Below are 23,080 nucleotides of genomic sequence, written 5' to 3'. Positions count from 1 at the left end.
TTTGCAACAAGCTCGCGTTCAAATAGAACCGATGTAAGGAATTTATTGCTGCACTCACGGTAGATTCTCGTCTAAGCTACTTTGATCAAATGTCGAGATGAATATTATGTTATTAGCTAAAAGCTGTAATAAACCTTACAACCTTGCAAATGGCACCTTGAGACTTGGAACTCTAAATGAGTACAGAGAGACAGAAATACAGCAAATTGCAGACAAAGAAGAAGGATTATTAACGCACAGGCTATTACTTGAAGGCCGAGTCAAAGTCCCAGTTAAGTGGTATAACACTTTTTGCGGCGGTGGGATGCAGTTAGGGCCTGAACTGCCGTTGAGTTTTCCTGGCAGAACCAAAGTACGCTTTGAGCGCGTGCACCTTGAGAGCCACGATAACGAATTTGCAATTCTAACCGACTCATCAATACTAATTCAGAGGGAAGCTCCAAGCTGCTTTATTTATTGCATGTCCGAAGTAAAGCATCGGAGGGAATGTTTGGATATTTTCCCTCAATACGACGACTATTGGTACATAAATGCAGCTAGCGCGCCAGACTTTGCGAAATTAATGGGTGAAATATTATTTGAGAAAATAATTCATGAGCATACTAACGGTCGATACGTATTGCCTAGCACAACTCCATTAAATAAACTTCAACTCAGAATTCAAACCGGGAAGGTAAAATATATGGAAAGAACAATCCATATTGACAGCGCTAACGAATTTTTAATCGACGAATTAGTTGGACGTATATTTGAGAGTTCATTCACCAAGCCTCCTATTCCATTTGAAAAAGAGAAGGAATTTCGTTTTCACTTTACATTTTCTGTAGATGGCCATATTGTAACCCCTATAGTAAAAAGTTTAATTATCGATTCAAAAAAGCTACAAAGATATTTACTACAGTAAGAGCTCATCAGTATAAGTTATACAAAACCATAACAGGCTGTTTATCCACTAGTCAGTCTAAATCGCGAACTGCTTAAACAAAAGCTTAGCCCATCATGGAGTACATCCGTACTCCTCCCGCAAAAACTGTAACCCCCCTCCCCCTTCAAAGTCACCCGCTATAGCGGCAAGGACGACTCATGTCTCAACTAAAGGAACGGCCGATCCTGTTCTCGGCGCCGATGGTGCGCGCCATCCTGGAAGGCCGGAAGACGGTCACGCGTCGGCCGGTCAAAGGCTTCCAGATCCCGGTCGAAGACTCCTCCGTTGCTGCCGGCGAGCGTCATCGCTGGATGGCAATTGCTCAGCGCGACCCGCGATACGGTTTCGGCGTGTTCGGAGCGACCGAAGCGGAGTGCGCCAAAGAGCTGGAAGAGTTCGCACCTTGCCCCTACGGCCGACGTGGCGAGCTGTTGTGGGTGCGCGAAGCTTGGCAAGCTGACTCTCAGGTGGATTCTATCGCTCCGCGAGAGCTGAGCAATGGCGAACCTATCCGGTACCCGGCAGATTGGGACTTCCGGCAAACCGGTTGCGCGATGATCAAGCCAGGGAAAATTCGACCTTCAATTCATATGCCTCGCTGGGTCAGCCGCATCCTGCTGGAGATCACCGAAGTGCGCGTCGAGCGGTTGCAGGACATCAGCCGCGCCGATATCAGGGCGGAAGGCCTGCTGTGTCCGCCGGAACTCGCAAGCGATGACGTATCACCGAATTACCGCGACTGGTACCCGGCGGCATGGCGGGAGTTGTGGGAGTCCACTGGCGGCGACTGGGAAACCAACCCGTGGGTCTGGGTGGTCGACTTCAAGCGGGTGTAGCGCAAATTGAGGAAGATCAGCGCTTTGCTCGTTGGGAGAGACCGACGGCCATCAAGGCGATACCGGGTATCCAAAAGCCAGCGTTAGATGTCCCCAAGCCCACTGCAAGCAGTGACACACCGACAGCAAACATATGCGCTCCTCCCTGAAAGATGACCCATTTCATATCCGCTCATTTAAGCATAAATCGGCCATCAAAACGGCTAAGGACGAAGTCATGCCTGAGGAAAGTGAATCAAGCCTGCGCCAGCGCATCACTGCGTACATGAGCGGCGCCGGCAGCTCCCGCGACAACTGGTTCTGCACCTGGTGGTTCCGCTTCCACATTGAGCCGTTCACCACCAAGCAGATCCGCCGGGAACTGGAGCTGATGAAGCGCGAAGGCCTGGTCGAGTCGGACCACAGCCAGAGCAACAATACCAAGTGGCGGCTCACCAAATACAACCCTGATGGGGTGACACCATGATCGCCACCCTCTGGTTCGCCTACGACTTCATCTACAAGGGGCCAAGGCCATGACGCAGCCAATGCAGGAACAGTTTGAGCAGGCGTTCAGCGATGACAATGGCAAGCTGCCGGTATCGTTCATCAAGCTGCAGCGCCTGGGCGATAGCTACAGCGTGCCGCGAGTTGCCCGTGCCTGGTACTGGTTCAAACGCTCGCGCGAAACCCTGGTGGTGGACCTGCCAACGGTTGGCCCTTCGCCGGAACCGCCAGAAGACGCCATCGACGACAGCTTCCTTGACGCACATCACGCCAAGATCCGCATGCGCAATGGCTGCTTCATGGCCATTAAAGCTGCCGGTATCACAATCGCGGGGGAGTCGAATTAATGAGCATAGTTCGGGAAAACTTGATGACCCGTCCCGGCTACACGCCGTACTGCGGCAACGGTCATTGCAGCATGCCGCGCACCAATTGGACGGGCGAACAGTTCAAGTGCCCTAATTGCAACTGGGTGTCGCAGTTCCCGGCGGACTTCATCGCTGAGTACAAAGCAAAGTGGCACGCAGCGGTGAAGTCGTGAAGCGGTTCTTCCGGCGTAAAGCCGAGGCTTGGCTGATCCTGCTGGCAGCCAAGATCCTGATAGACCGCAACGTCCAGCGCGCAGCAGTGGTATCCCGCCGCGACAACAACGACATGTGGAGCATGGCCGAAAAGCTCGAAGCCATCGCCCAGCGCATCAGCAAGAACTACCCCTAACCCCAATCCCCCTACATGCCTGCCGGTGAGCGGCGGGCGCACGCCTGGAAAATAATTATGACCATCACCGCCCCGGTCATCCGGTACCACGGCGCCAAGTTCCGGCTTGCGCCGTGGGTACTGCAACACTTCCCACCACACACCTGCTACGTCGAGTCGTTCGGCGGCGCCGCAGGCGTACTGATGCAAAAGCCTCGATCGTATGCCGAGGTATACAACGACCTCGACGGCGACATCGTGAACCTTTTCCGGGTGCTGCAGGATCAGGATTCGCGATCGGGCCTTGTCGAGCGTCTTGTGTTCACACCCTACTCCCGCGAAGAGTTCGAACTGTCCTGGGAGCCGAGCGCCGAGCCGATCGAGCGCGCAAGAAGGACCATCATCAGGGCGCAAATGGGGTTCGGCTCCGCCGGCGCCACTAAGGGTGTCACCGGTTTTCGTATCGACACCAAGCGTCAGTACGGCACCGCACAATCGCTTTGGGCAACCTACCCCGAGCAGCTCGCTGAGGTTGGCCAGAGGCTGAGCGGAGTGCTGATCGAGAACAGGCCAGCGGTCGAGGTCATCAAGGCGCACGACGGGCCGCAAACCCTGCAATACGTCGACCCTCCCTACTTGCATGACACCAGGTACAAAGGCGCTTCCAGCGGTCGCTACTACAAGCACGAGATGGACGACACCGCGCACCGTGAGCTGCTCGGTGTTCTGCTCGAGCTAGAAGGAATGGTTGTGCTTTCCGGCTATCCCAGCGACTTGTACTCCGACTTGCTGCCCGGCTGGGCCAAATACAGCACATCCGCCCGCATCAGCGCCGGGCGCGGTACCGCCAGCCGAACGGAATGCATCTGGTTGAACCCGGCCTGTGTCGATCGCGTAAGTCAGATTGGCCTGGATCTCTGCGAAAGAGCTTAACCCTAACCCACCTTCTGCCGCCCAGCGCGGCAAGGACACCCCATGTTCGCTATGAAACTCACCCTGATACTGCTGGGCGCTTTGCTGTACCTGGTAGGAACCTTCGGCTGGTTCTTTTGGGCCGGGCCTTACCTGCTCGACACCGGCTCCACCGAGGCACTGCTCTACGCCTTCTCCGGCATTTGCGCCTGGCTGCTGATTACCTTTGGCCTGGCAATCCACATCATCAAGACAGCGCGGCCCACTGTGGGCGGCGGGAGGTAGGTATGGCAGCAGCAGAACAGCTAAACGACGGCATCACTGGCGACAAGGTGCCCGAGGCACAAATGGCCGAGATCCTGGGCACCACCCTCGCCGCCCTGCGCTCCAAGCGTGCCAGAAAGCAGATACCTGAAGGTGTCTGGAACACTCATTGCGGCAGGATCATCTACAGCATCAGGAGATATTACGAATGGCTCGAAAGCCAATGGGTTTGCCCGCAGGAATGGACCTCCACCACGGATCGATCCGCATCCGCTTTATGTGGAACGGCTGCCGGCGGAGTGAAACGCTCCCCTATCCCCCGACACAGAAAGGAATCAAGTCTGCCGCACAGGTTGTTGATCAAGTAAGAGGCTTGATAAAGCTGGGGCTGCTCGACGACGACAAATACGCCGAGCTTTTCCCGAGTTCCAGCAACCTCGCCGGCGGGAAGATCAACTTCGGCGAATACGCGCAGCTCTGGCTGGACAGCCGTGAGGTGGTGGTCGGCACGAAGGCGAACTACAAGGGAGCACTGAACAGGTACTGGATGCCGGGGCTGGCCCTGGTGCGGATCGACCTGATCACTACCACCCTGCTCCGCCGGATAATGGCCGCCAGCGAGTGGAAGTCGCCGGGCGTTAAGCGCAATGCCATCTCGAAGCTGTCAACCATCCTGAATTCAGCCGTATCTGAAGAACTGATCCCGAAGAACCCAGCGGCAATCCTTGAGCTGCCTAAGCGCAGCAAAAAGGAAATTGATCCCTTCACGCTGGAAGAAGCAAACCAGATCATCGCGAAGATGTATCAGCACAATCACTGGCCCAGCACGATCTATGCGGCGTTTTTTGAGTTTGTGTTTTTTACAGGAATGCGTCTGTCCGAAGCCCTGGCTATGCGCTGGGATGCGGTAGACGAAGAGAAGAGGACGGCCCACGTGTGTCGTGGGATCGCCTTGGGGGAAGTGGTGGAACGTACCAAAACTGGCGGAGATCGCTTCGTTTTGTTGAATGACCGCGCCATGCACGCTCTGCAATTTGCCAGGGAGTACGCAGAACGTCGGAAAAAAGGCAAAGGCAAGGTGCTGGAAACGCCTTTCATTTTTCCGCCCTCAAAGAACGCGGAGTACGTGAAACAGACATCTGACCTACACAAACAGTGGGTTCCGACGCTAAAAGCGCTGAATATCCGTCGTCGGCCGCCATACAACTGTCGTCACACCTATGCGACAATATGCATTATGTCTGGCATGAACCCCGCCTTCATTTCCCAGCAGCTCGGCCATAGTGTGCAGATGCTGCTCTCGACTTATGCGCGTTGGATCAACTCAAGCTCGGACTGGAGCGAAATGGAAAAGCTCCAGATTGGTCCCAAATTGGTCCCAGCTCAAATAAGCGCACCCTAAGCTATTGATAGGTAAAGTAATTGATCTCCACAGCTAACATCACTATGCAGTTCGGCGCCAAGCCGCTCTTCGAGAACGTCTCGGTCAAGTTCGGCGCCGGCAACCGCTATGGTTTGATCGGTGCCAACGGTTGCGGCAAGTCGACCTTCATGAAAATCCTCGGCGGCGACCTCGAGCCGTCCGGCGGCCAGGTCATGCTGGAGCCGAACGTGCGCCTGGGCAAGCTGCGCCAGGACCAGTTCGCCTACGAACAATTCACCGTGCTCGACACCGTGATCATGGGCCACGAGGAGCTGTGGAGGGTCAAGGCCGAGCGTGACCGCATCTACTCGCTGCCGGAAATGAGTGAAGAAGACGGCATGGCCGTGGCCGAGCTGGAAACCGAGTTCGCCGAGATGGACGGTTACACCGCCGAATCCCGCGCCGGTGAGCTGCTGCTGGGCCTGGGTATTCCGCTGGAACAGCATTTCGGCCCGATGAGCGAAGTGTCACCCGGCTGGAAGCTGCGCGTATTGCTGGCCCAGGCGCTGTTCTCCGATCCGGAAGTGCTGTTGCTCGACGAACCGACCAACCACCTGGACATCAACACCATTCGCTGGCTGGAAAACATCCTCACCCAGCGCTCCAGCCTGATGATCATCATCTCTCACGACCGTCACTTCCTGAACAGCGTGTGCACCCACATGGCTGACCTGGACTACGGCGAGCTGCGCCTGTTCCCGGGCAACTACGACGAGTACATGACCGTGGCGACCCAGTCCCGCGAGCAACTGCTGTCGGACAACGCCAAGAAAAAGGCGCAGATCTCCGAGCTGCAATCCTTCGTCAGCCGCTTTTCGGCCAACGCCTCGAAAGCCAAGCAGGCCACTTCCCGTGCCAAGGCGATCGACAAGATTCAACTGGCCGAGGTCAAGCCGTCGAGCCGCGTGAGCCCGTTCATCCGTTTCGAACAGAACAAAAAGCTGCACCGTCAGGCGGTCATGGTCGAGAAGATGGCCAAAGGTTTTGACGGCAAGCCGTTGTTCAAAGACTTCAGCTTCCAGGTTGAAGCCGGCGAGCGCGTGGCGATCATCGGCCCGAACGGTATCGGCAAGACCACCCTGCTGCGCACCCTGGTCAACGAACTGACCCCGGACGCCGGCAGCATCAAGTGGACCGACGCTGCGGAACTGGGTTACTACGCCCAGGACCATGCCCATGACTTCGAAGACGACGTCACCCTGTTCGACTGGATGGGCCAGTGGACCCAGGGCGAGCAGATGATTCGTGGCACATTGGGCCGCATGCTGTTCTCCAACGACGAAATCCAGAAGTCGGTAAAAGTCATCTCCGGTGGTGAACAAGGCCGCATGCTGTTTGGCAAGCTGATCCTGCAAAAGCCGAACGTGCTGATCATGGACGAACCGACCAACCACTTGGACATGGAATCCATCGAAGCGCTGAACCTGGCGCTGGAGAACTACCCGGGCACGCTGATCTTCGTCAGCCACGACCGTGAGTTCGTATCGTCCCTGGCCACCCGCATCATCGAGCTGAGCGCCAGCGGCGTGATCGACTTCAGCGGCACCTATGACGACTACCTGCGCAGCCAGGGTGTGGTGTTCTAAGAGCAGCACTCAGCTGCAAGCTGCAAGCTGCAAGCTGCAAGAAAAAGCCCTGTCCCTGTGACAGGGCTTTTTTGCATGCACACTACTGCTCGCGAAAAACCTCAGAGCACCGCGCAGAATCGGGCAACCCGCGTTATCGTTGACGTTCTTCGCGAGCAAGCTCGCTCCTACAGTCATGCGGGATATGCCATGATGCTTCTACCGCCCGCCAGCGATTGACTATTCATGCCTGCCGCCCCCTCCTCCCTGTCGATCACGCTGCAGATCGTCTCCATCGTCTTCTACACCTTTATCGCGTTTATCTGCATCGGCCTGCCGATTGCGGTGATTCCAGGCTATGTGCACGAGCATCTGGGCTACAGTGCGGTCGTTGCCGGCGTCACCATCGGTTCGCAGTACCTGGCCACCTTGCTCAGTCGGCCAATGGCCGGGCGCATGTCGGACAACGTCGGCACCAAGCGTGCGATTGTGCTGGGCCTGGCCGGTATTCTGATCAGTGGGGTACTGACGTTTATCGCCGTACTGCTTGAGCACGTGCCGGCGCTGAGCCTGGCTATCCTGATCGTCGGTCGGCTGTTGCTGGGCGTGGCCCAGGGCCTGATTGGCGTAGGCACCATCAGCTGGTGCATGGGCGCGGTCGGCACCGAGCATACGGCCCGCTCGATCTCCTGGAACGGCATCGCCTCCTACGGCGCTATCGCCATTGGCGCGCCGCTGGGGGTGGTGATGGTGGCTGATTACGGCTTCGCCAGCCTGGGCCTGGCACTGGCAGGATTGGCCGCGTTGGGCCTGGTGCTGATCCGCAATAAGCCTTCGGTACCGGTGGTGCGCGGCGAGCGCCTGCCGTTCTGGGCGGTGTTCGGCCGTATCGCACCGTTTGGCGCCAGCCTGTGCCTGGCCTCGATTGGCTATGGCACGCTGACCACCTTTATCACCCTGTATTACCTGAATCGCGGCTGGACCGGCGCGGCGTACTGCCTGACGGTGTTCGGCGCATGTTTCATTCTGTCGCGCCTGGTGTTTATTTCCGCCATCACCCGCGTGGGTGGTTTTACCGCCGCCATCGCCTGCATGCTCATCGAAACCCTGGGCCTCACGCTGCTGTGGTTGGCGCCGTCGACCGGCGTGGCGTTGATTGGCGCGGGGTTGACCGGCGTCGGTCTGTCACTGGTCTACCCGGCGCTTGGCGTGGAAGCCATCAAGCGTGTGCCGGACAGCAGCCGGGGCGCGGGGCTCAGTGCGTATGCGGTGTTTTTCGACCTGGCCCTGGCGATTGCCGGGCCGTTGATGGGCGCCGTGGCACTGAACCTCGGCTACGGCTGGATCTTCTTCTGCGCGGCGCTGCTGTCAGTGACCGCGCTGGCACTGACCGTGCAGCTCAAGCGTCGCGCTTACTGATCAGCGGTCTGTAGCCCGGCGCGCGTCGCCTCGCCGAGTGTGTGACTGAAAAAGCGCCCGGCTTCGGAGACCAGGTCGCGGTGGATGCCCTCACGGTCGACGCCATCGGCATCGGTACAGATGGCCGGCATCGTCGCCAATTGATCGCTGTCACACGGCGCCATGAACACGAAGTGCCCTGCCCCGGCCAGCAGTTTGAAGTCCGGCGGCTCCGGCAGTTTACGCGCCAGGGCGGCGGCGTTCTTGTCCACGGCCACCAATTGGTCACCATCGCCGCTGTAGAGCAGCACCGGCACGTGCACGTCGGCCAGGGTATGACGACCGAACATCAGGCTCAGCGGCGCCATCAGCATCAGCGCATGGATGCGCGGATCGGCCTGGGGCTGCAAGTCGTCGCGGTCGACCACCAACTCGCCTTTGGTGGTGCAGGCGTCACGGTCCTCCGGGCGCTGCTGGCAATAGCGGCGCAAGCGCTCGAAATCCGGTTTGGCACCTGCCAGGATCAACGCGGTTTCGCCGCCGGCCGAATAGCCGATCACGCCCACCTGGTCGATATCAACGAAGGGCGACAGCATCGGGTCGTTCAACGCCGCTGTGATCGCCTGGGAAATCTGGATCGGCCGACCATACAAATTGCTCACGGTGCCCAGGCGGCTGTGGTCCTTGTAGTTGTCACCGGGGTGCAGCACCGCCACCACCACAAAGCCCTTGCGCGCCAGCGAGGTGGCCAGGTCATGCAGGGCCAGCGGCGTGCCGGTGTTGCCGTGAGACAACATCAGCATCGGGAAACGGCCGATGGCAACCTTGGCGTCTTCGCCCGCAGCCACATGGTAGGCGCCGCCCAATGTGGTGGTGTGCTCGGCGTCGGTGGACGGGTAAAACGCAATGGCCTTCATCGGCTGAGAATCCAGCGGGTCGAGAATGCTCATGCGATGAAAGCCCACACTCCAATGCGGGTGCGGCGCAGGCGCGGCGTGCACTGAAAGCAGGCCGCTGCACAGGGAAAGAACCAAAACAGCACAGAGACGCATCATGGGATGTCCACCTTTGCTGCATGAGAACCGGCAGGCCGTCTAAAAATTCCCGGGTATTGAACCCACGTCTGCATAACCTGGGCCATAACGGGAAAACTCCGTACTCCGCACGCGCTCAGGCGATCAGAATACAGAGTTTAGGCGCACGGCTTCAGATTGAAACCGGGCAAAGCGAACATTTACACAAGCCTTACGCGGCAGCGAACAATTGCTCGCTGATCAGCACATTGGCGTCGCTCAACGCTTTGCTGCGCACTTCGTCGCCATAGGCCAGGCCTTCGGCGCGTACGATTTCGATATCGGTGATGCCGAGGAAGCCAAACAGCAGCTTCAAGTAGCCTTCATGGGCCGCACCGGATGCCTGGCCGGCATGCAGGCCGCCAGCGGTGGAGACGATGATGAATTTCTTGTTGCCGCACAGGCCTTCAGGACCGGCTTCGGTGTAGCGGAAGGTCTGGCCGGCGACGGCGATGCGGTCGATCCAGGCTTTGAGCTGGGTCGGGATGGTGAAGTTGTACATCGGCGCGCCCACCACCACGGCATCGGCGGCGAGGAATTCGGCCAGCGACGATGCACTCAATTCGGCTTCATGCTTTTGCGCCGCGTCGCGCAGTTCGGCGGCGGTGCCCAACGCGCCCAGGGTCGCGCCGGAGAAGTGGTTGATCCCTTCGCTGGCCAGGTCACGGTACGTCACTTCCACACCCGGCTCGGCGGCTTGCCATGCCTTGACCACGCCAGCGCTGAGCTGACGGGACGCCGAGTTGTCGCCGAGGATGCTGGAATCGATATGCAGTAGTTTCATGGTGGATCTCCGAGGTGGGATCGACAGGGGCGATCAGATGGTGGTGATGCTACGCATGAAACCAATAGTCGATAAGCCAGCTTAAATGCGATAGTTTGTCCCACTGACAGGACAATAGGCCGAGCATGCAAGACCTCAATGACCTCTATTACTTTGCCAAAGTCGTCGAAGCCGGCGGTTTCGCCGCCGCCGGGCGTCTATTGGGGATTCCCAAGTCGCGGCTGTCGCGGCGCATTGCCGAGCTGGAGGAGCGCCTGGGCGCGCGCCTGTTGCAACGCACCACGCGGCAACTGACCCTGACCGCCGTCGGCGAGCGTTACTTACGCCACTGTCAGGCCATGCTGTTGGAGGCCGAGATGGCCGACGAGGCCGTGGCCAGCATGTCCACCGAGCCCCGAGGGCGCCTGCGCGTCACGTGCCCGGTCGGGCTGGCCCAGCAGATCCTGCCGGAACTGGTGGCCGGGTTTCTCGCCGCGCACCCGCTGGTGCAACTGGACATGACCCTGGTCAACCGTCGCGTCGACCTGGTGGCCGAAGGCATCGACGTGGCGTTGCGCGTACGCGAACTGGGCGACGAAGACCCGTTGCTGGTCACCAAACGCTTGCGCCAGGCCCAGACCGTGCTGGTGGCCAGCCCGGCACTCCTGCGTGACCGTCGGGTAGAGACCCTGGAAGACCTCAGGCAATTGCCGATCATGGGCGCACTCGAGGCGGACCGCATGGTGCACCAGCGCATCATCGACCCCCAGGGCAACGCCCATGAGCTGGTCATGGAGGCCCGCCTGGGCATCGAGGACTTTATCGTACGCAAGACCAGCGCCCTCATGGGCGTGGGCTTCACGGTGCTGCCGATGATGTATTGCGAAGAGGAACTGGCCAGCGGCCGGCTGGTGCAACTGTTGCCGCAATGGTCGCTACCCGGCGGCTGGCTGCAGGCCGTGTACCCGCACCGGCGCGGCGTGCTGCCGGCCATCCGGGCCTGGATCGACTACCTGGAAGAAGGCTTCAAAGGCTGTGGAGACCGTACGTTATGAGCATGAGCGAAGCACAAGTCGCGGCATTCTGCCTGGGCCTGCCAGGAGCGCGCGAGGACTACAAATGGGGCGGTGTACGCGTGTTCTCGATTGCCGGCAACAAGATGTTCGCCCTGCAGAACTTGCGCGGTGAGTCGCTGGCGTTCAAGGTCGACAAGGCACTGTTCCTCGGCCACGTCGACCGGCCGGGCATCCACCCGGCGCCGTACCTGGCACGTGCGCAGTGGATCATCATGAACACGCCCTACCCGCTTGGGTCCGACGAACTGCGTGGCTTGTTGCAGCGCTCGCACCAGTTGGTGGTGGGCAAACTGCCCAAGCGCACACAGGTCGGGTTGTGGCTAGAGGATCGACAGTAGCGTGCCGCCGAGAAACAGTTGGTCCAGCCAGAACACCTGGTGCAACAGCACAATCACCCAGAACAGCACCTGGTAGGACACCTTGCGCGTCTTGTGCCGGAACACTTGCTGCGCGATCAATGCCCCCGGCCAACCGCCCGCCAGCTCGACGGCGTGCAGGATATTTTCCGGGATGCGCCGGCCCTCTGTCTGCGCCTTGCGCTTGTCGCTCCAGTACAGAAAGAACGCCACCACGCTGACCACCCCGTAGGCTGCCAGCGGGATCACGGTCTCGCCGCGATGCCACAGCAGCGCCGAACCCAGCAACGGCGCCGCGCACAGCAGCACGAAGAGCAACGTCTTCAAGCGTGGGTGCTGAATGTTCATGGCTTGACGGCGGTCCAGTCGATCCAGCCGAATTGCCAGGTCGCCAGGATCAGCAGGCCGAACGCAATGCGGTACCAGGCAAAGGCCGCGTAGCTGTGGTTGGCGATGAATTTGAGCAGGCCCTTGACCGCGATCATCGCGAAGATGAACGAGGTGACAAAGCCAATGGCGAACACCGGCAGGTCCGCCGGCTGAAACAGGTCGCGGTATTTATAGCCCGAGTACAGCGCTGCACCGACCATGGTCGGCATGGCCAGGAAGAACGAAAACTCGGTGGCGGTCTTGCGCGACAAGCCGAACAACAGGCCGCCGATGATCGTCGCGCCGGAGCGTGAAGTGCCCGGGATCATGGCCAGGCACTGGGCCATGCCGACCTTGAGCGCGTCCTTCCAGGTGATCTCGTCGACGGTTTGCGCATGCACCGCATGTTGGCGACGTTCCGCCCACAACATGACCACACCGCCCACCACCAGGGCCGTGGCCACGGTGATCGGGTTGAACAGGTAATGCTTGATCAGGTCAGCGAAAATCACCCCCAGCACCACCGCCGGCAACACCGCGATGATCAGGTTCACGGTGAAGCGCTGGGCGTTGCGCTGGGTGGGCAAGCCGATGACCACGTCGAGGATCTTGCGCCGGAATTCCCAGACCACGGCGAGGATCGCGCCCAACTGGATAATGATATTGAATGCCTCGAAACGCTCGCCGCCGAAGTTGATCAGGTCGGCGACGATGATCTGGTGGCCGGTGCTGGAGATCGGCAGAAACTCCGTCAGCCCCTCGACTACGCCAAGAATCAGTGCCTGTATGGCGGTCCAAAAATCCATGCTTTCTCCAAAGGTCACGCGCCTGGCGTGCCTCTTAGTGTTTTTTAAAGTTCACTGACAACGAGCACACTGCAGCGCCCGGCGTTGATTCTCAATGCCGGACTGCAAAAATTCCGTGAAAAATCAGGCAGTACTCAGGTTTTTCGATTCCGGGCCGAAAGCCTATCAGACAAGCCGCAAAAGTCGATGCAACACCCACAATTATAAAAGGCTCGGAGTGACAGGACGATGAACAGTTTGCGCAATATGTCGATCAGCCGGCGCCTCTGGCTGATCCTGATAGTCGCCGTGCTGATGCTGCTGACCTTGGGCGCCTTGATGCTCAAACAGATCCATGACGACCTCTACCAGGCCAAGCGCCAACAGACCCAGCACGTGGTGCAAACCGCCAGCGGCGTACTCGGCTACTACCAGACCCTGGAAAAGACCGGGGTGCTCACCCGTGAGGCGGCGCAGCAACAAGCCCTGAGCGCGGTGCGCGGCCTGCGGTATGACCACGACGACTACTTCTGGATCAACGACCTCACCCCCGTGATGATCATGCATGCGGCCAACCCCAAGCTGGACGGCCAGAACCTCTCGGCGATCCGCGATCCGGACGGGTTTGCCGTGTTCAATGAATTCGTGAGCCTGGCCAAGGCCAAGGGCGCCGGCATCGTCAATTATCGCTGGCCAAAGCCGGGGGCCGATGCGCCGGTGCAGAAAACCTCTTACATCCAACTGTTCGAACCCTGGGGCTGGATCATCGGCTCGGGCGTCTATGTGGACGACGTGCAGGCCGAGTTCACCGGCCAGGTGTGGAAAGCCTCCGCTATCGGCCTGGCCATTGCGCTGGTCATGACCCTGCTGGTGCTGTTGATCGCGCGCAGTATCGTGCAGCCGTTGCAGGCTGCGGTAAATGCCATGGGCAACATTGCCAGCGGCGAAAGCGACCTGACCCGCAGCCTCGACACTCATGGGCGCGACGAGGTCACCCAACTGTCCGAGCACTTCAATACCTTCACCGCCAAATTACGCCAGGTGGTCGGCCATTTGCAGGTGTGCGCCAACGCCCTGGGCGAGTCGTCGACCGAGTTGGGCCACAACGCCAGCCAGGCCCATGACCGCAGCCAGCAGCAGTCGCAACAGATGGAACTGGTGGCCACCGCCATCAATGAAGTCACCTACGGCGTGCAGGACGTGGCCAAGAATGCCGAGCACGCTGCCAGCGAAATGCGCGATGCCCAGGCCCAGGCGCAGCAAGGCCAGGTCAACATCGACAGCAGCCTGCAGCAGATCGACCAGCTCTCGGGCACCATCAGCCAGGCCGTGGAGGTGATCCGCACCCTGTCCAGCGAAAGCACCCAGATCGGCGGCGTGCTCGAAGTGATTCGCTCGATTGCCGACCAGACCAATCTGCTCGCCCTCAACGCCGCTATCGAAGCCGCGCGCGCCGGCGAGCAGGGCCGTGGGTTTGCAGTAGTGGCCGATGAAGTACGCCTGCTGGCCCAGCGCACGCAAAAATCCACGGCTGAAATCCAGGCGATGATCGAGCGCCTGCAAGGGCATTCGGAAGCGGCGGTCAAGGTGATCAGCGACAGTCACAGCGCCTCGCAATTGACCATCGAGCAAGCCGGCCTGGCCGGTGCGAGCCTCAATGCCATCGGCCAGGCACTGCATAATCTCAACGGCCTGAATGCCTCGATTGCCAGTGCCACCCTGCAACAGGCCCATGTGGTGGAAGACATCAACCAGAACGTCACTCAGGCGGCCGGGCTGTCCCACAGCACCGCGCTGGCGGCTGAGCAGTCGAGCGTGGCCAGCGCGCAGTTGCGGGGTTTGAGCGAGCAGCTTGACGGGTTGTTGCGTCAGTTCCGCATCTAGCCCTGAGTTAAATTGTGGGACGGGGCAAGCCCTAACCTGTAGGAGCGAGCTTGCTCGCGAAAAACGTCAACGATAACGCGTGCTTCCTGAATGAACGCGATGCCTGTGAGTTTTTCGCGAGCAAGCTCGCTCCTGCAAAAAGCCAGGGCAAGCCCCGTCCCACATTTGCCCGCCTGTGTTTTGAGGATTGGCCACCTCTGGGTACAATCACCGCCCTCTCCCACTCCCCCAAGGAACCGCCATGTCCGGGCTTGAACTGTTCGCCGCCGCACTGGGGGTGATTGCCGTATGGCTGACGGTCAAGCAGAACCCATGGTGCTGGCCCATCGGCCTGGTGATGGTATTGCTCTACACCTGGGTGTTCTACGACGTAAAACTCTACTCCGACATGTTGCTGCAAGTGGTGTATGCCGCCTTGCAACTCTATGGCTGGTGGCAATGGACCCGCGCCGGCGCGGTCAGGCAGGGACGCCAGGTTAGCCGCCTGGGAATGCCTGCGGTCATGGTCAGCCTGTTGGTGGGCGCTGTCGGCAGCCTGCTGCTCGGCGCCGCCATGGCTCACTGGACCGACGCCGCCCAGCCCTGGCTCGACGCGGCCCTCACCGGCTTCAGCCTGGTGGCGCAGCTGTGGATGGCACAAAAGCGCGTGCAGTGCTGGCCATTGTGGATCGCGGTGGATGTGATTTTCGTCGGGCTGTTCCTCTACAAAGGCCTCTACCTCACCGCCGCGCTGTATGCGCTGTTTACCATGATTGCCGTGCAAGGCTGGCGTGAATGGCGCACTGACCCGGCGTTGCACGCATGAAGGTGGTGGTGCTGGCAGGCCCGGAATCGAGCGGTAAAAGCTGGCTGGCGGCGCAGCTTCATGCGCACTTCGGCGGGCTCATGGTGGGGGAATACGTGCGCACTTTCATCGACGCACATCAACGCGATACCTGCCTGGCGGATATCCCGGCGATCGCCCGAGGCCAGTTGGCCTGGGAGGATGCGGCGCGCGCCAAGTGCCCGGCGCTGCTGATCCTCGACACCCACCTGCTGACCAACCGGCTCTGGAGCCAGACGCTGTTTGGCGATTACCCAGGCTGGCTCGACAGCGAACTGCTGGCCCGTCACTACGACCTGCATCTGCTGCTGTCCCCGGAAGACGTGGAATGGAGCGCCGACGGCCAGCGCTGCCAACCGCAACTGGCAGACCGCCGGGCGTTCTTCCAGGCCAGCCTGGACTGGATGCACGCGCAGCACCAGCCGGTGGCGGTGATCAGGGGTGATTGGCACGCGCGCCGGGAGGCGGCGTTTGCCGCCGTCGAGCGCCTGCTCGCGTCTGCAACGACCGATTAACGCTTCTTGCGCGTGCCGAGCTCAATCCAGGTGGGTGCATGGTCGCTGGCATGCGCCTCGTTGCGCACCCAGGCATCGACGCCGGCATTCTTCAGATAGGGCTTGAGCGCGGGGTTGAGCAACAGATGGTCGATGCGCAGCCCTGAATTCTTCTGCCAGTGCTGGCGGAAATAATCCCAGAACGTATACACCCGCTCTTCAGGGTACAAATGCCGCACCGCGTCGGTCCAACCCTGTTCCAGCAGGCGCTGATAGCAGGCCCGGCTCTCGGGTTGCAACAACGCGTCCTTGAGCCAGGAGCGCGGGTTATAGATGTCCAGGTCGGTGGGCACCACATTGAAATCCCCGGCCAGCAGCACCGGATGATCACTGGCTTGCAACGCCTGGGCATAGTCGATCAGGCGTTCGAACCAGGCCAGTTTGTAATCGAATTTTGGCCCGGGTTGCGGGTTGCCGTTAGGCAGATACAGGCAACCGACCAACACGCCATGCACGGCCGCTTCGATATAGCGGCTTTGCTCGTCGCTGTCGTCGCCGGGCAGACCGCGCCGGCTTTCCAGCGGTTGCGCGTCCCTGGCCAGAATCGCCACCCCGTTCCACGAGGCCTGGCCCAGGCAGATCGCGCCGTAGCCGGCCGCCTCGAAATCGGCATAGGGAAACAGCCTCTCCGGCGCCTTGAGTTCCTGCAGGCAAACGATGTCCGGCTGCTCGCGCGCCAGCCAGTGCAGAAGGTTCGGCAGCCGGGCACGAATGCCGTTGATGTTGAAGGTGGCGATTTTCAGCGCTTTCATGGCTGGGGTCCTTTCGGGGCTCTTGGGGTAGAGCCCGGAAAGGCCGCAGATGTTCCATGCGCGAACGGGTCGGTGTCAGTACCCCAACGACAGCCCGGTATTGCGACGCGGGTCATTCGCGCCATAGAAGCGGTTGTTGCCCACCGGCTTGGCATCCAGGGCCGGAGCGCCCACCAGGATGGCCGCCACGTGGTTGGCATCCTGGGGACCGGCGAACGTATGGCCCCAGCTTTCGAGGATCTTGCGGGTATCCGGGCTGACCGCAAAGGTTTCAAGGTTGGTGGCTTGCGGCATCCACTGCTGGTGGAAGCGCGGCGCGTCCACGGCCTCCTGGATGTTCATCTTGTAGTCGATGACATTCAGGAGGGTCAGCAAGGTCGCGGTGATAATGCGGCTGCCGCCCGGCGTGCCTGCCACCATGACCACCTTGCCATCCCTGGTCACGATGGTCGGGCTCATCGACGACAACGGCGTCTTGCCCGGCGCGATGGCATTGGCTTCACCCTGGACCAGCCCGTACATGTTCGGCACGCCGACCTTGGCGGTAAAGTCGTCCATTTCATCGTTGAGGATCACCCCGGTCTTGCTTGCCATCACGCCCGCGCCAAACCAGTCGTTGAGGGTGTAGGTGACGGAAACCGCGTTGCCCCAGGTGTCGACGATGGAATAGTGGGTGGTGTTATTGCCTTCATGGGGCGATACCCCCGGCTTGATCGCCTGGGAATCCCCGGCTTTGTGCGGCTCGATCGCGTCGCGCAGTTTCGCCGCGTAGTTTTTATCCAGCAGATGCGCTATCGGATTCTTCACGAAATCCGGGTCGCCGAGGTAGCTGTTGCGGTCCACATACGCGTGGCGCATTGCTTCGATCTGGTAGTGCAAGCCCTGGGCCGAGTGATAGCCCAGGTCCGCCATCGGGTAGCCTTCGAGGATATTCATGATCTGGCAGATCACCACGCCACCGGAGCTTGGCGGCGGCGCCGAAACCACATGATAGCCACGGTAATCGCATTCGATGGGCGCCAATTCGCGGGGTTTGTACTTGTCCAGGTCCGCCTGGGTGATCAGGCCCTTGCCGGCCTGGCTGGAATCCACCAGGGCCTTGGCCACCCAACCTTTATAGAAGCCATCGCTGCCCTTGGCGGACACTTCCCTGAGGGTCCTGGCCAGGTCCTTCTGTATCAGCGTCTGGCCGACCTCCAGCGGTTGCCCGTTGTGCAGGAAGATTGCGCGCATGTCCTGATCTTTTTCAAACTCACCGGTGGCGGTGTGCAACAGGTCGATATCGCCCTGCTCCAGGACAAAGCCGCGTTCTGCCAACTTGATCGCCGGGGCGATGACCTGGGCGCGCTTGAGGGTGCCGTATGTGTTCAGGGCCAACTCCATGCCGGAAACAGTGCCGGGCACCGCGACGGCCAGGTGACCCTTGGTGCTCAAGCCCTCGATGACGTTGCCGTCTTTATCCAGGTACATATTGGCAGTGGCCGCCAGCGGGGCTTTTTCGCGGAAATCGAGGAACGTCTTGCGCCCGTCCGCCAGTTGCACGGTCATGAAACCGCCGCCGCCCAGGTTGCCGGCCGCCGGGTACACCACTGCCAGTGCGTAACCGACCGCAACGGCCGCATCCACCGCATTGCCGCCGGCCTTGAGCACATCCACGCCCACCTGCGTTGCCAAATGCTGGGCGGTGACCACCATGCCATTTTCCCCGGCCACCGGGGCCTGGGAAGCGGCGTGCACGCCACTGACCGTCAACACCAGGGCAGTGGCAATCAAGGTGCGGTTGAAGGCTTGGTATTTCATCCGTGACTACTCGAGTGATTGAGATGCACCAAAATAGCCCTTCCCTGATTCGATCCCCAGCGCAGTGGCGTTTTTATGACAGAGCTTGTCGGTGATGGAACGGTGCTGCGCAATATTCAGCGCTGGCCTATGAAACGAATGGCGCTAGAATCAGCGCCACTCTTTATCCGCCCCCTGATACGAGCCCCCCATGAGCTTTGATTTCGACACGATCCACCCACGCCTGGGCACCGGCAGCACCAAGTGGAACCGCTACCCGCAAGACGTGTTGCCGATGTGGATCGCCGACATGGACATCGCCGCCCCGCCCGCCGTGCTAGAGGCCCTGCATGCGCGCCTCGACCGGCAGGTGCTCGGCTACAGTGTCGCCGGCCCGGATGTGCGCGAGGCGATCATCGCCGACCTGTGGGCCAAGTACGCTTGGCGTGTTGAGCCGGATGAGCTGTTGTTCCTGCCCGGCGTCGAGCCGGGGTTCAATATGGCGCTGCACGCGTTCGTGCAGCCGGGCCAGCCGGTGGTGCTGCAAACCCCTAACTATCGCCCGATTCGCCTGGCGCCCGGCCACTGGAACCTGCCACGTATCGAAGTGCCTTTCGAGCTGATTGACGGCCAATACCGCACGCCGCTGGCGGCCATGCGCGATGCCTTGACCGGTGCCGGCGCGCTGTTGCTGAGCAACCCGCACAACCCGCTCGGCAAGGTCTTCCCCCGCCAGGAGCTGCTGGCGATCGCGCAGGCGTGCATGGAAAACGGCGCGCTGATCATCTCCGATGAAATCCACGCCGAGCTGTGCTTTGACGGCCGCCGCCATATTCCCACCGCCAGCCTCAGCCCCGAAATTGCGCAACGCACCATTACGCTGATGTCGGCCAGCAAGGCTTATAACGTGGCCGGCCTGAAGACCTGTTTCGCGGTGGTCCAGAATGCCGGGATGCGCGAGCGTTTCAACCAGGCTCGTTGCGGCATGGTCGACAGCGTCAGCCCCCTGGGCCTGGAAGCCACCCGCGCCGCCTACAGCGCATGCGGCGACTGGCTCCAGGCACTGGTGCACTACCTGCAAGGTAACCGGGACTATCTGCTCAACGCCGTGCAAACCCGCCTGCCCGGCGTGGTGATGCATGCGCCAGAAGGCACTTTCCTGGCCTGGCTCGATTGCAGCGCCCTGGGCCTGGAGGACCCGCAACAGTTTTTCCTTGAACAGGCCAAGGTTGGGTTGAGTGCCGGGATCGAGTTTGGCGATGACAGCCAGCAGTTTGTGCGCCTGAACTTCGGCTGCCCGAGGACCATGCTGGAAGAGGGCTTGCAGCGTATGGAGCGCAGTTTGAAAAACCGCTGAATGGGGCGGGAACCGTAAAAGGCTTTTTCAGCACTCAGGGGAGTCCCTTGTGCGTCTGAAACCTTCGGAGCATTGCGCGCTATGCTATCGACACGCCCTCCCGCTATCGGCCCTGTGCCAATCATGGAATCATTCAAGCCGAACCCGGTATTGCGCGAGCCTGCAGCATCAGCCGCCTCGGCCTTACACGCCGCTGACACCCACGCCTCGCAGCGGCCCATGCGCTTGGCGGGGTTGAAACACCCACTGGCGAACCCGCCCGACGCACGCGCAGGCACCCAGACGGTGCAGGTTGAAATGGGCCAGTCAGTGACCCTGCATAAAGGCCGGGACGCGCTCACGACCCGTGGTCTGTCAGACTGCTCTGCTTTGGCGGTGCTTACCGGGTGGAACGGGTCTGCTTACCAGGAACGCACCCTGATGCACCTGACCGGCAGCAACCTGGAGCTGGGCCTGAACCCTGGCAGCAGCACGACTCAAAGGTTGATGCGAACATTGCAGGCATCGTTGGACAAGAACAGCCACGTCATTCTGGTGGGCGGAACCAACTCAAGCTCCCTGCAAGGCATGGCAACGACCATCGGACAAACCTTGCACGGCGAGCAACCGCTGCGCGACCTGCTCAACGGCCGCTCAGGCGCGGCAGTGACCCTGGCCGGTTCCGCCGGCATCACAATCAATGCCGATGGCACATTCAAGTTGCAGGACGGAACCGGTAAAGGGGTACTGAGTCGCGAAGATATCGCCAGAGTGTTTGATCGCGTCGACTGACAGTACCCATCCAGCACCTTTTAAAGCTTGGCGATGGACACTTCGGTGGATTTCACGAAGGCAATCACTTCACTGCCCACTTTCAATTCCAGGTCACGCACCGAACGGGTGGTGATGACCGACGTGACGATGCCGGACGCGGTCTGCACGTCGATTTCCGACACCACTTCACCCAGCAGAATTTCCTTGATGGTGCCCTTGAACTGGTTGCGCACGTTGATCGCTTTGATGGTCATGTCGGCTTTCCTTTTGGCTGTTGGGTCAATCCGCACGAATGCGCAGGCCCTCAAAATGCGCCATCGAGAAGAACAATAAAAGGAATATATAACTCTTTATTTATTCGATACGGATATATGAGCAGCAGTGTTCAGTCAACAGCAGTTACGACGTCAGCGTTTCAAGAGAGTGTGACCCAATACCGGGTCCGCGCCTGAACGCGCAACCCCAGGCTGGAAGCCAGCAAGTCGAGGATGCGATCGGTGTCGTCCAGACGAAAACTGCCGGTGACCCGCAGCGTTTCCAGGCGAGGATCCCAGCGCAGCACGCCCGGCCGATAACGCGTCAATTCCCGCAGGAAATCCCCCAGCGCCTGGTTCTGCGCGGTCAGTACACCGTCGCGCCAGCCCAGTTGCAGCGCATCGAACGCCACCCAGGCGCCGAGCCCGTTGTTTTTCAACGGCGCTTGCTGCCCTCCTTGCAAGGTTGCCGTTCGCCCATCCAGACCGCGTACCCGGACGGACCCCTTGAGCACCGACACCAGGCAGCCGGTGTCCAGTTGCCGGACACATACCTCAGCCTGGCTGACTGTCAGCTCGCCGTAACGCGTCTGTACGCTTATCGCCGCCGCTGCAGGTACATTCAACGCCAACTCACCCTCGACCAGGGTGATCCGCCGCTGCGCCGGGTCGACGTCCACCGCCGTCGCGGTATTGAGTTGCATGCTGGCGCCGTCAGCCAATGCCATGCGCTTGCGCTCTCCCGTGGCCGTGTGCAGATCGGCGCGCCAGGTCTGGATGGGCAATTGCCGGCTGAGCAGCCAGGCCGTCGGCAACACAGCCGCAACCCCCAGCGCGCGCTTGAGCACAGCACGCCGTCCGGGTTGCGGGCGATCGAGGCTGGCCATCGCCAGGGCCTGGGGCAAGTCGCTGAAACGCTGGCGCAGGGCCTGTGCGCTTTGCCAGGTCTGTTCATGCTGGGGATGGCTGTCGCGCCAGCGCTGCAACGCGGCGTGATCGCGCTCGGTGGCTGCGCCTGACTCCAGCAGCGCCAGCCATTGGGCGGCGGCGCGGGCAACGTCGCGGTTCACAGGTTCACCAGCAAGCAGTGTTCGTAGGCCTGGGCCATGTAGCGCTTTACCGTGCGTTCGCACACGTTGAGGCGTGCGGCGATCTCCCGATAGCCCAGGCCTTCCAGCTGGCTCCACAGAAAAGCGCGGCGCACCTGCATCGGTAGCCCCTCAAGCAGGTCGTCCAGGGCGTGCAAGGTTTCCAGCAACAACCAGCGTTGCTCTGGTGAAGGCACACAGGCCTGCGGCAGGCTTGCCAAGGCATTCAGATAAGCCTGTTCGAGGCTGCGTCGCTGATGGAAATTGACCAGCAAGCGCTTGCCGACCGTCACCAGATACGCCCTCGGCTCCTGCATCTGCCCGATTGGCTGCGCGCTGGCGAGCACGCGCAGGAACGTATCCTGGCTCAGGTCCGCGGCATCCCAGGCATTGCCCAAACGCCTGCGCAGCCAGCTTTCCAGCCAGCTGTGATGGTCGCGGTACAGGCTCGACACGGTCAGTTCGGGGGCGTGGGTCGGTACAACAGCATCATTCATGGCAAGCGACCTGCGCGGCGCGACTGAGTCTCAAATGAGATTCATTCTATTTAATGTTGAGGCGCTATACCACGATATTTTCAACGCGATATTTAAACATCCAGACGATCTTCTTGCGCGTTGACCTACCCTGTTACACACCATATAGTGTGCCCACAAACAGAACAGACCACTACATAGTGTGCAGTATCGGTATTTTCCGACCACACTATGCGCAGTATTTCAATGCCTGAAGCCTGCAAACCGCATATTTTTTTGGACGGTTCCGCACACCGTCAGAACAGATCAGGAAGGAGTATTTCAATGCTGAGTTGGGATGAAGTCGACAACGAAGACAGCGTTGCAGCGGTCGTCAAAGGCGCCAACGCCGGCCACGCCACCGAAGCCAACATGGACCGCCTCGACGGTGCCG

Annotated in this window: 28 protein-coding genes; 19 read left to right on the top strand and 9 right to left on the bottom strand. The window is 60.3% G+C overall.

The features are described 5' to 3' along the window. The first annotated feature begins 106 nt into the window (after positions 1 to 106). The 12 genes from CIB54_RS27340 (at position 107) to CIB54_RS17175 (ending at position 8,526) form a co-directional block, all read left to right on the top strand. Positions 107 to 904, top strand: a complete 798-nt coding sequence (locus tag CIB54_RS27340; protein WP_157829736.1) for a hypothetical protein — start codon at positions 107 to 109, stop codon at positions 902 to 904. 179 nt (positions 905 to 1,083) lie between these two features. Further along, on the top strand, positions 1,084 to 1,761 hold the full coding sequence (locus tag CIB54_RS17215) for an ASCH domain-containing protein (protein WP_101220404.1): 678 nt from the start codon (positions 1,084 to 1,086) through the stop codon (positions 1,759 to 1,761). A gap of 217 nt (positions 1,762 to 1,978) precedes the next feature. Next, positions 1,979 to 2,227 (top strand): hypothetical protein, encoded by a 249-nt coding sequence (locus CIB54_RS17210; RefSeq protein WP_101220403.1) that lies wholly within the window; start codon positions 1,979 to 1,981, stop codon positions 2,225 to 2,227. A 49-nt stretch (positions 2,228 to 2,276) separates the two neighbouring features. Further along, on the top strand, positions 2,277 to 2,594 hold the full coding sequence (locus CIB54_RS17205) for a phiTE_015 family protein (protein ID WP_157829735.1): 318 nt from the start codon (positions 2,277 to 2,279) through the stop codon (positions 2,592 to 2,594). A 23-nt stretch (positions 2,595 to 2,617) separates the two neighbouring features. Further along, complete coding sequence (locus tag CIB54_RS27335; protein WP_198557197.1) at positions 2,618 to 2,788, top strand: hypothetical protein; 171 nt, start codon at positions 2,618 to 2,620, stop codon at positions 2,786 to 2,788. Next, positions 2,785 to 2,964 carry a hypothetical protein gene (locus CIB54_RS17200; protein ID WP_083377798.1) on the top strand — a complete coding sequence of 60 codons (180 nt, stop codon included), beginning with the start codon at positions 2,785 to 2,787 and terminating at the stop codon, positions 2,962 to 2,964. The genes CIB54_RS27335 and CIB54_RS17200 overlap by 4 nt, the downstream gene beginning before the upstream one ends. Before the next feature lie 57 nt (positions 2,965 to 3,021). Further along, a complete protein-coding gene (locus CIB54_RS17195) occupies positions 3,022 to 3,876 on the top strand; it encodes a DNA adenine methylase (protein ID WP_101220401.1) in 855 nt (284 codons plus the stop codon). A gap of 42 nt (positions 3,877 to 3,918) precedes the next feature. Then, positions 3,919 to 4,140: a hypothetical protein gene (locus tag CIB54_RS17190; RefSeq protein ID WP_101220400.1), complete on the top strand. Its 222-nt coding sequence runs from the start codon at positions 3,919 to 3,921 to the stop codon at positions 4,138 to 4,140. 2 nt (positions 4,141 to 4,142) lie between these two features. Next, on the top strand, positions 4,143 to 4,487 hold the full coding sequence (locus CIB54_RS27670; RefSeq protein ID WP_232790566.1) for a hypothetical protein: 345 nt from the start codon (positions 4,143 to 4,145) through the stop codon (positions 4,485 to 4,487). Continuing rightward, complete coding sequence (locus tag CIB54_RS17185; protein ID WP_232790569.1) at positions 4,397 to 5,521, top strand: tyrosine-type recombinase/integrase; 1,125 nt, start codon at positions 4,397 to 4,399, stop codon at positions 5,519 to 5,521. The genes CIB54_RS27670 and CIB54_RS17185 overlap by 91 nt, the downstream gene beginning before the upstream one ends. A gap of 20 nt (positions 5,522 to 5,541) precedes the next feature. Next, a complete protein-coding gene (locus tag CIB54_RS17180; RefSeq protein ID WP_082632055.1) occupies positions 5,542 to 7,128 on the top strand; it encodes an ABC-F family ATPase in 1,587 nt (528 codons plus the stop codon). A gap of 225 nt (positions 7,129 to 7,353) precedes the next feature. Continuing rightward, a complete protein-coding gene (locus tag CIB54_RS17175; RefSeq protein ID WP_101220398.1) occupies positions 7,354 to 8,526 on the top strand; it encodes an MFS transporter in 1,173 nt (390 codons plus the stop codon). On the opposite strand, the gene CIB54_RS17170 is transcribed toward CIB54_RS17175, so the two are convergent. Together CIB54_RS17170 and CIB54_RS17165 are read right to left on the bottom strand one after the other, a co-directional pair. Beyond that, positions 8,520 to 9,560 carry an alpha/beta hydrolase family protein gene (locus CIB54_RS17170; RefSeq protein ID WP_101220397.1) on the bottom strand — a complete coding sequence of 347 codons (1,041 nt, stop codon included), beginning with the start codon at positions 9,558 to 9,560 and terminating at the stop codon, positions 8,520 to 8,522. The two genes, CIB54_RS17175 and CIB54_RS17170, sit on opposite strands and share 7 nt — an antisense overlap. A gap of 190 nt (positions 9,561 to 9,750) precedes the next feature. After that, positions 9,751 to 10,362 (bottom strand): FMN-dependent NADH-azoreductase, encoded by a 612-nt coding sequence (locus tag CIB54_RS17165; RefSeq protein WP_101220396.1) that lies wholly within the window; start codon positions 10,360 to 10,362, stop codon positions 9,751 to 9,753. Positions 10,363 to 10,487: 125 nt separating this feature from the next. Here CIB54_RS17165 and CIB54_RS17160 point away from each other — a divergent pair, with 125 nt between their 5' ends. Both CIB54_RS17160 and CIB54_RS17155 read left to right on the top strand, forming a co-directional pair. Beyond that, positions 10,488 to 11,396, top strand: coding sequence for a LysR substrate-binding domain-containing protein (locus tag CIB54_RS17160; RefSeq protein ID WP_065950868.1), 909 nt, complete (start codon positions 10,488 to 10,490; stop codon positions 11,394 to 11,396). Beyond that, positions 11,393 to 11,755 carry an MmcQ/YjbR family DNA-binding protein gene (locus tag CIB54_RS17155; RefSeq protein ID WP_065950869.1) on the top strand — a complete coding sequence of 121 codons (363 nt, stop codon included), beginning with the start codon at positions 11,393 to 11,395 and terminating at the stop codon, positions 11,753 to 11,755. Before CIB54_RS17160 ends, CIB54_RS17155 begins: the two co-directional genes overlap by 4 nt. Here the strand turns inward: CIB54_RS17155 and CIB54_RS17150 are convergent. After that, positions 11,738 to 12,121, bottom strand: coding sequence for a DUF1294 domain-containing protein (locus tag CIB54_RS17150; protein ID WP_101220395.1), 384 nt, complete (start codon positions 12,119 to 12,121; stop codon positions 11,738 to 11,740). The genes CIB54_RS17155 and CIB54_RS17150 overlap by 18 nt on opposite strands. Continuing rightward, complete coding sequence (locus tag CIB54_RS17145; protein WP_101220394.1) at positions 12,118 to 12,948, bottom strand: undecaprenyl-diphosphate phosphatase; 831 nt, start codon at positions 12,946 to 12,948, stop codon at positions 12,118 to 12,120. The genes CIB54_RS17150 and CIB54_RS17145 overlap by 4 nt, the downstream gene beginning before the upstream one ends. A gap of 228 nt (positions 12,949 to 13,176) precedes the next feature. Here CIB54_RS17145 and CIB54_RS17140 point away from each other — a divergent pair, with 228 nt between their 5' ends. The 3 genes from CIB54_RS17140 (at position 13,177) to CIB54_RS17130 (ending at position 16,149) form a co-directional block, all read left to right on the top strand. Then, positions 13,177 to 14,811, top strand: coding sequence for a methyl-accepting chemotaxis protein (locus tag CIB54_RS17140; RefSeq protein ID WP_101220393.1), 1,635 nt, complete (start codon positions 13,177 to 13,179; stop codon positions 14,809 to 14,811). Between the two features lie 241 nt (positions 14,812 to 15,052). After that, complete coding sequence (gene pnuC, locus CIB54_RS17135) at positions 15,053 to 15,616, top strand: nicotinamide riboside transporter PnuC (RefSeq protein WP_101220392.1); 564 nt, start codon at positions 15,053 to 15,055, stop codon at positions 15,614 to 15,616. Beyond that, a complete protein-coding gene (locus CIB54_RS17130) occupies positions 15,613 to 16,149 on the top strand; it encodes an AAA family ATPase (protein ID WP_101220391.1) in 537 nt (178 codons plus the stop codon). Before pnuC ends, CIB54_RS17130 begins: the two co-directional genes overlap by 4 nt. Here the strand turns inward: CIB54_RS17130 and xth are convergent. Both xth and ggt read right to left on the bottom strand, forming a co-directional pair. Further along, on the bottom strand, positions 16,146 to 16,940 hold the full coding sequence (gene xth, locus CIB54_RS17125) for an exodeoxyribonuclease III (protein WP_065950875.1): 795 nt from the start codon (positions 16,938 to 16,940) through the stop codon (positions 16,146 to 16,148). The genes CIB54_RS17130 and xth overlap by 4 nt on opposite strands. A gap of 75 nt (positions 16,941 to 17,015) precedes the next feature. Continuing rightward, on the bottom strand, positions 17,016 to 18,740 hold the full coding sequence (gene ggt / locus CIB54_RS17120; RefSeq protein ID WP_101220390.1) for a gamma-glutamyltransferase: 1,725 nt from the start codon (positions 18,738 to 18,740) through the stop codon (positions 17,016 to 17,018). Positions 18,741 to 18,930: 190 nt separating this feature from the next. Here ggt and CIB54_RS17115 point away from each other — a divergent pair, with 190 nt between their 5' ends. After that, complete coding sequence (locus CIB54_RS17115) at positions 18,931 to 20,076, top strand: MalY/PatB family protein (RefSeq protein ID WP_101220389.1); 1,146 nt, start codon at positions 18,931 to 18,933, stop codon at positions 20,074 to 20,076. Between the two features lie 123 nt (positions 20,077 to 20,199). Then, the gene (locus tag CIB54_RS17110) at positions 20,200 to 20,847 is read left to right on the top strand and encodes a hypothetical protein (protein WP_101220388.1); all 648 of its coding nucleotides are present in this window, start codon (positions 20,200 to 20,202) and stop codon (positions 20,845 to 20,847) included. Positions 20,848 to 20,867: 20 nt separating this feature from the next. Here CIB54_RS17110 and CIB54_RS17105 read toward each other — a convergent pair whose 3' ends face one another. The 3 genes from CIB54_RS17105 to CIB54_RS17095 form a co-directional block, all read right to left on the bottom strand. Beyond that, on the bottom strand, positions 20,868 to 21,083 hold the full coding sequence (locus CIB54_RS17105; protein WP_057725249.1) for a TOBE domain-containing protein: 216 nt from the start codon (positions 21,081 to 21,083) through the stop codon (positions 20,868 to 20,870). Between the two features lie 161 nt (positions 21,084 to 21,244). Further along, complete coding sequence (locus tag CIB54_RS17100; protein ID WP_101220387.1) at positions 21,245 to 22,153, bottom strand: FecR domain-containing protein; 909 nt, start codon at positions 22,151 to 22,153, stop codon at positions 21,245 to 21,247. After that, entirely contained in the window at positions 22,150 to 22,668 is a 519-nt protein-coding gene (locus CIB54_RS17095) for a sigma-70 family RNA polymerase sigma factor (protein ID WP_065950880.1), read from the bottom strand. The genes CIB54_RS17100 and CIB54_RS17095 overlap by 4 nt, the downstream gene beginning before the upstream one ends. Positions 22,669 to 23,080: the final 412 nt, after the last annotated feature.

It is taken from the genome of Pseudomonas fluorescens (assembly GCF_002837185.1).
Classification (GTDB): domain Bacteria; phylum Pseudomonadota; class Gammaproteobacteria; order Pseudomonadales; family Pseudomonadaceae; genus Aquipseudomonas; species Aquipseudomonas fluorescens_AM.
This window is presented reverse-complemented; position numbering and strand designations above follow the sequence as displayed.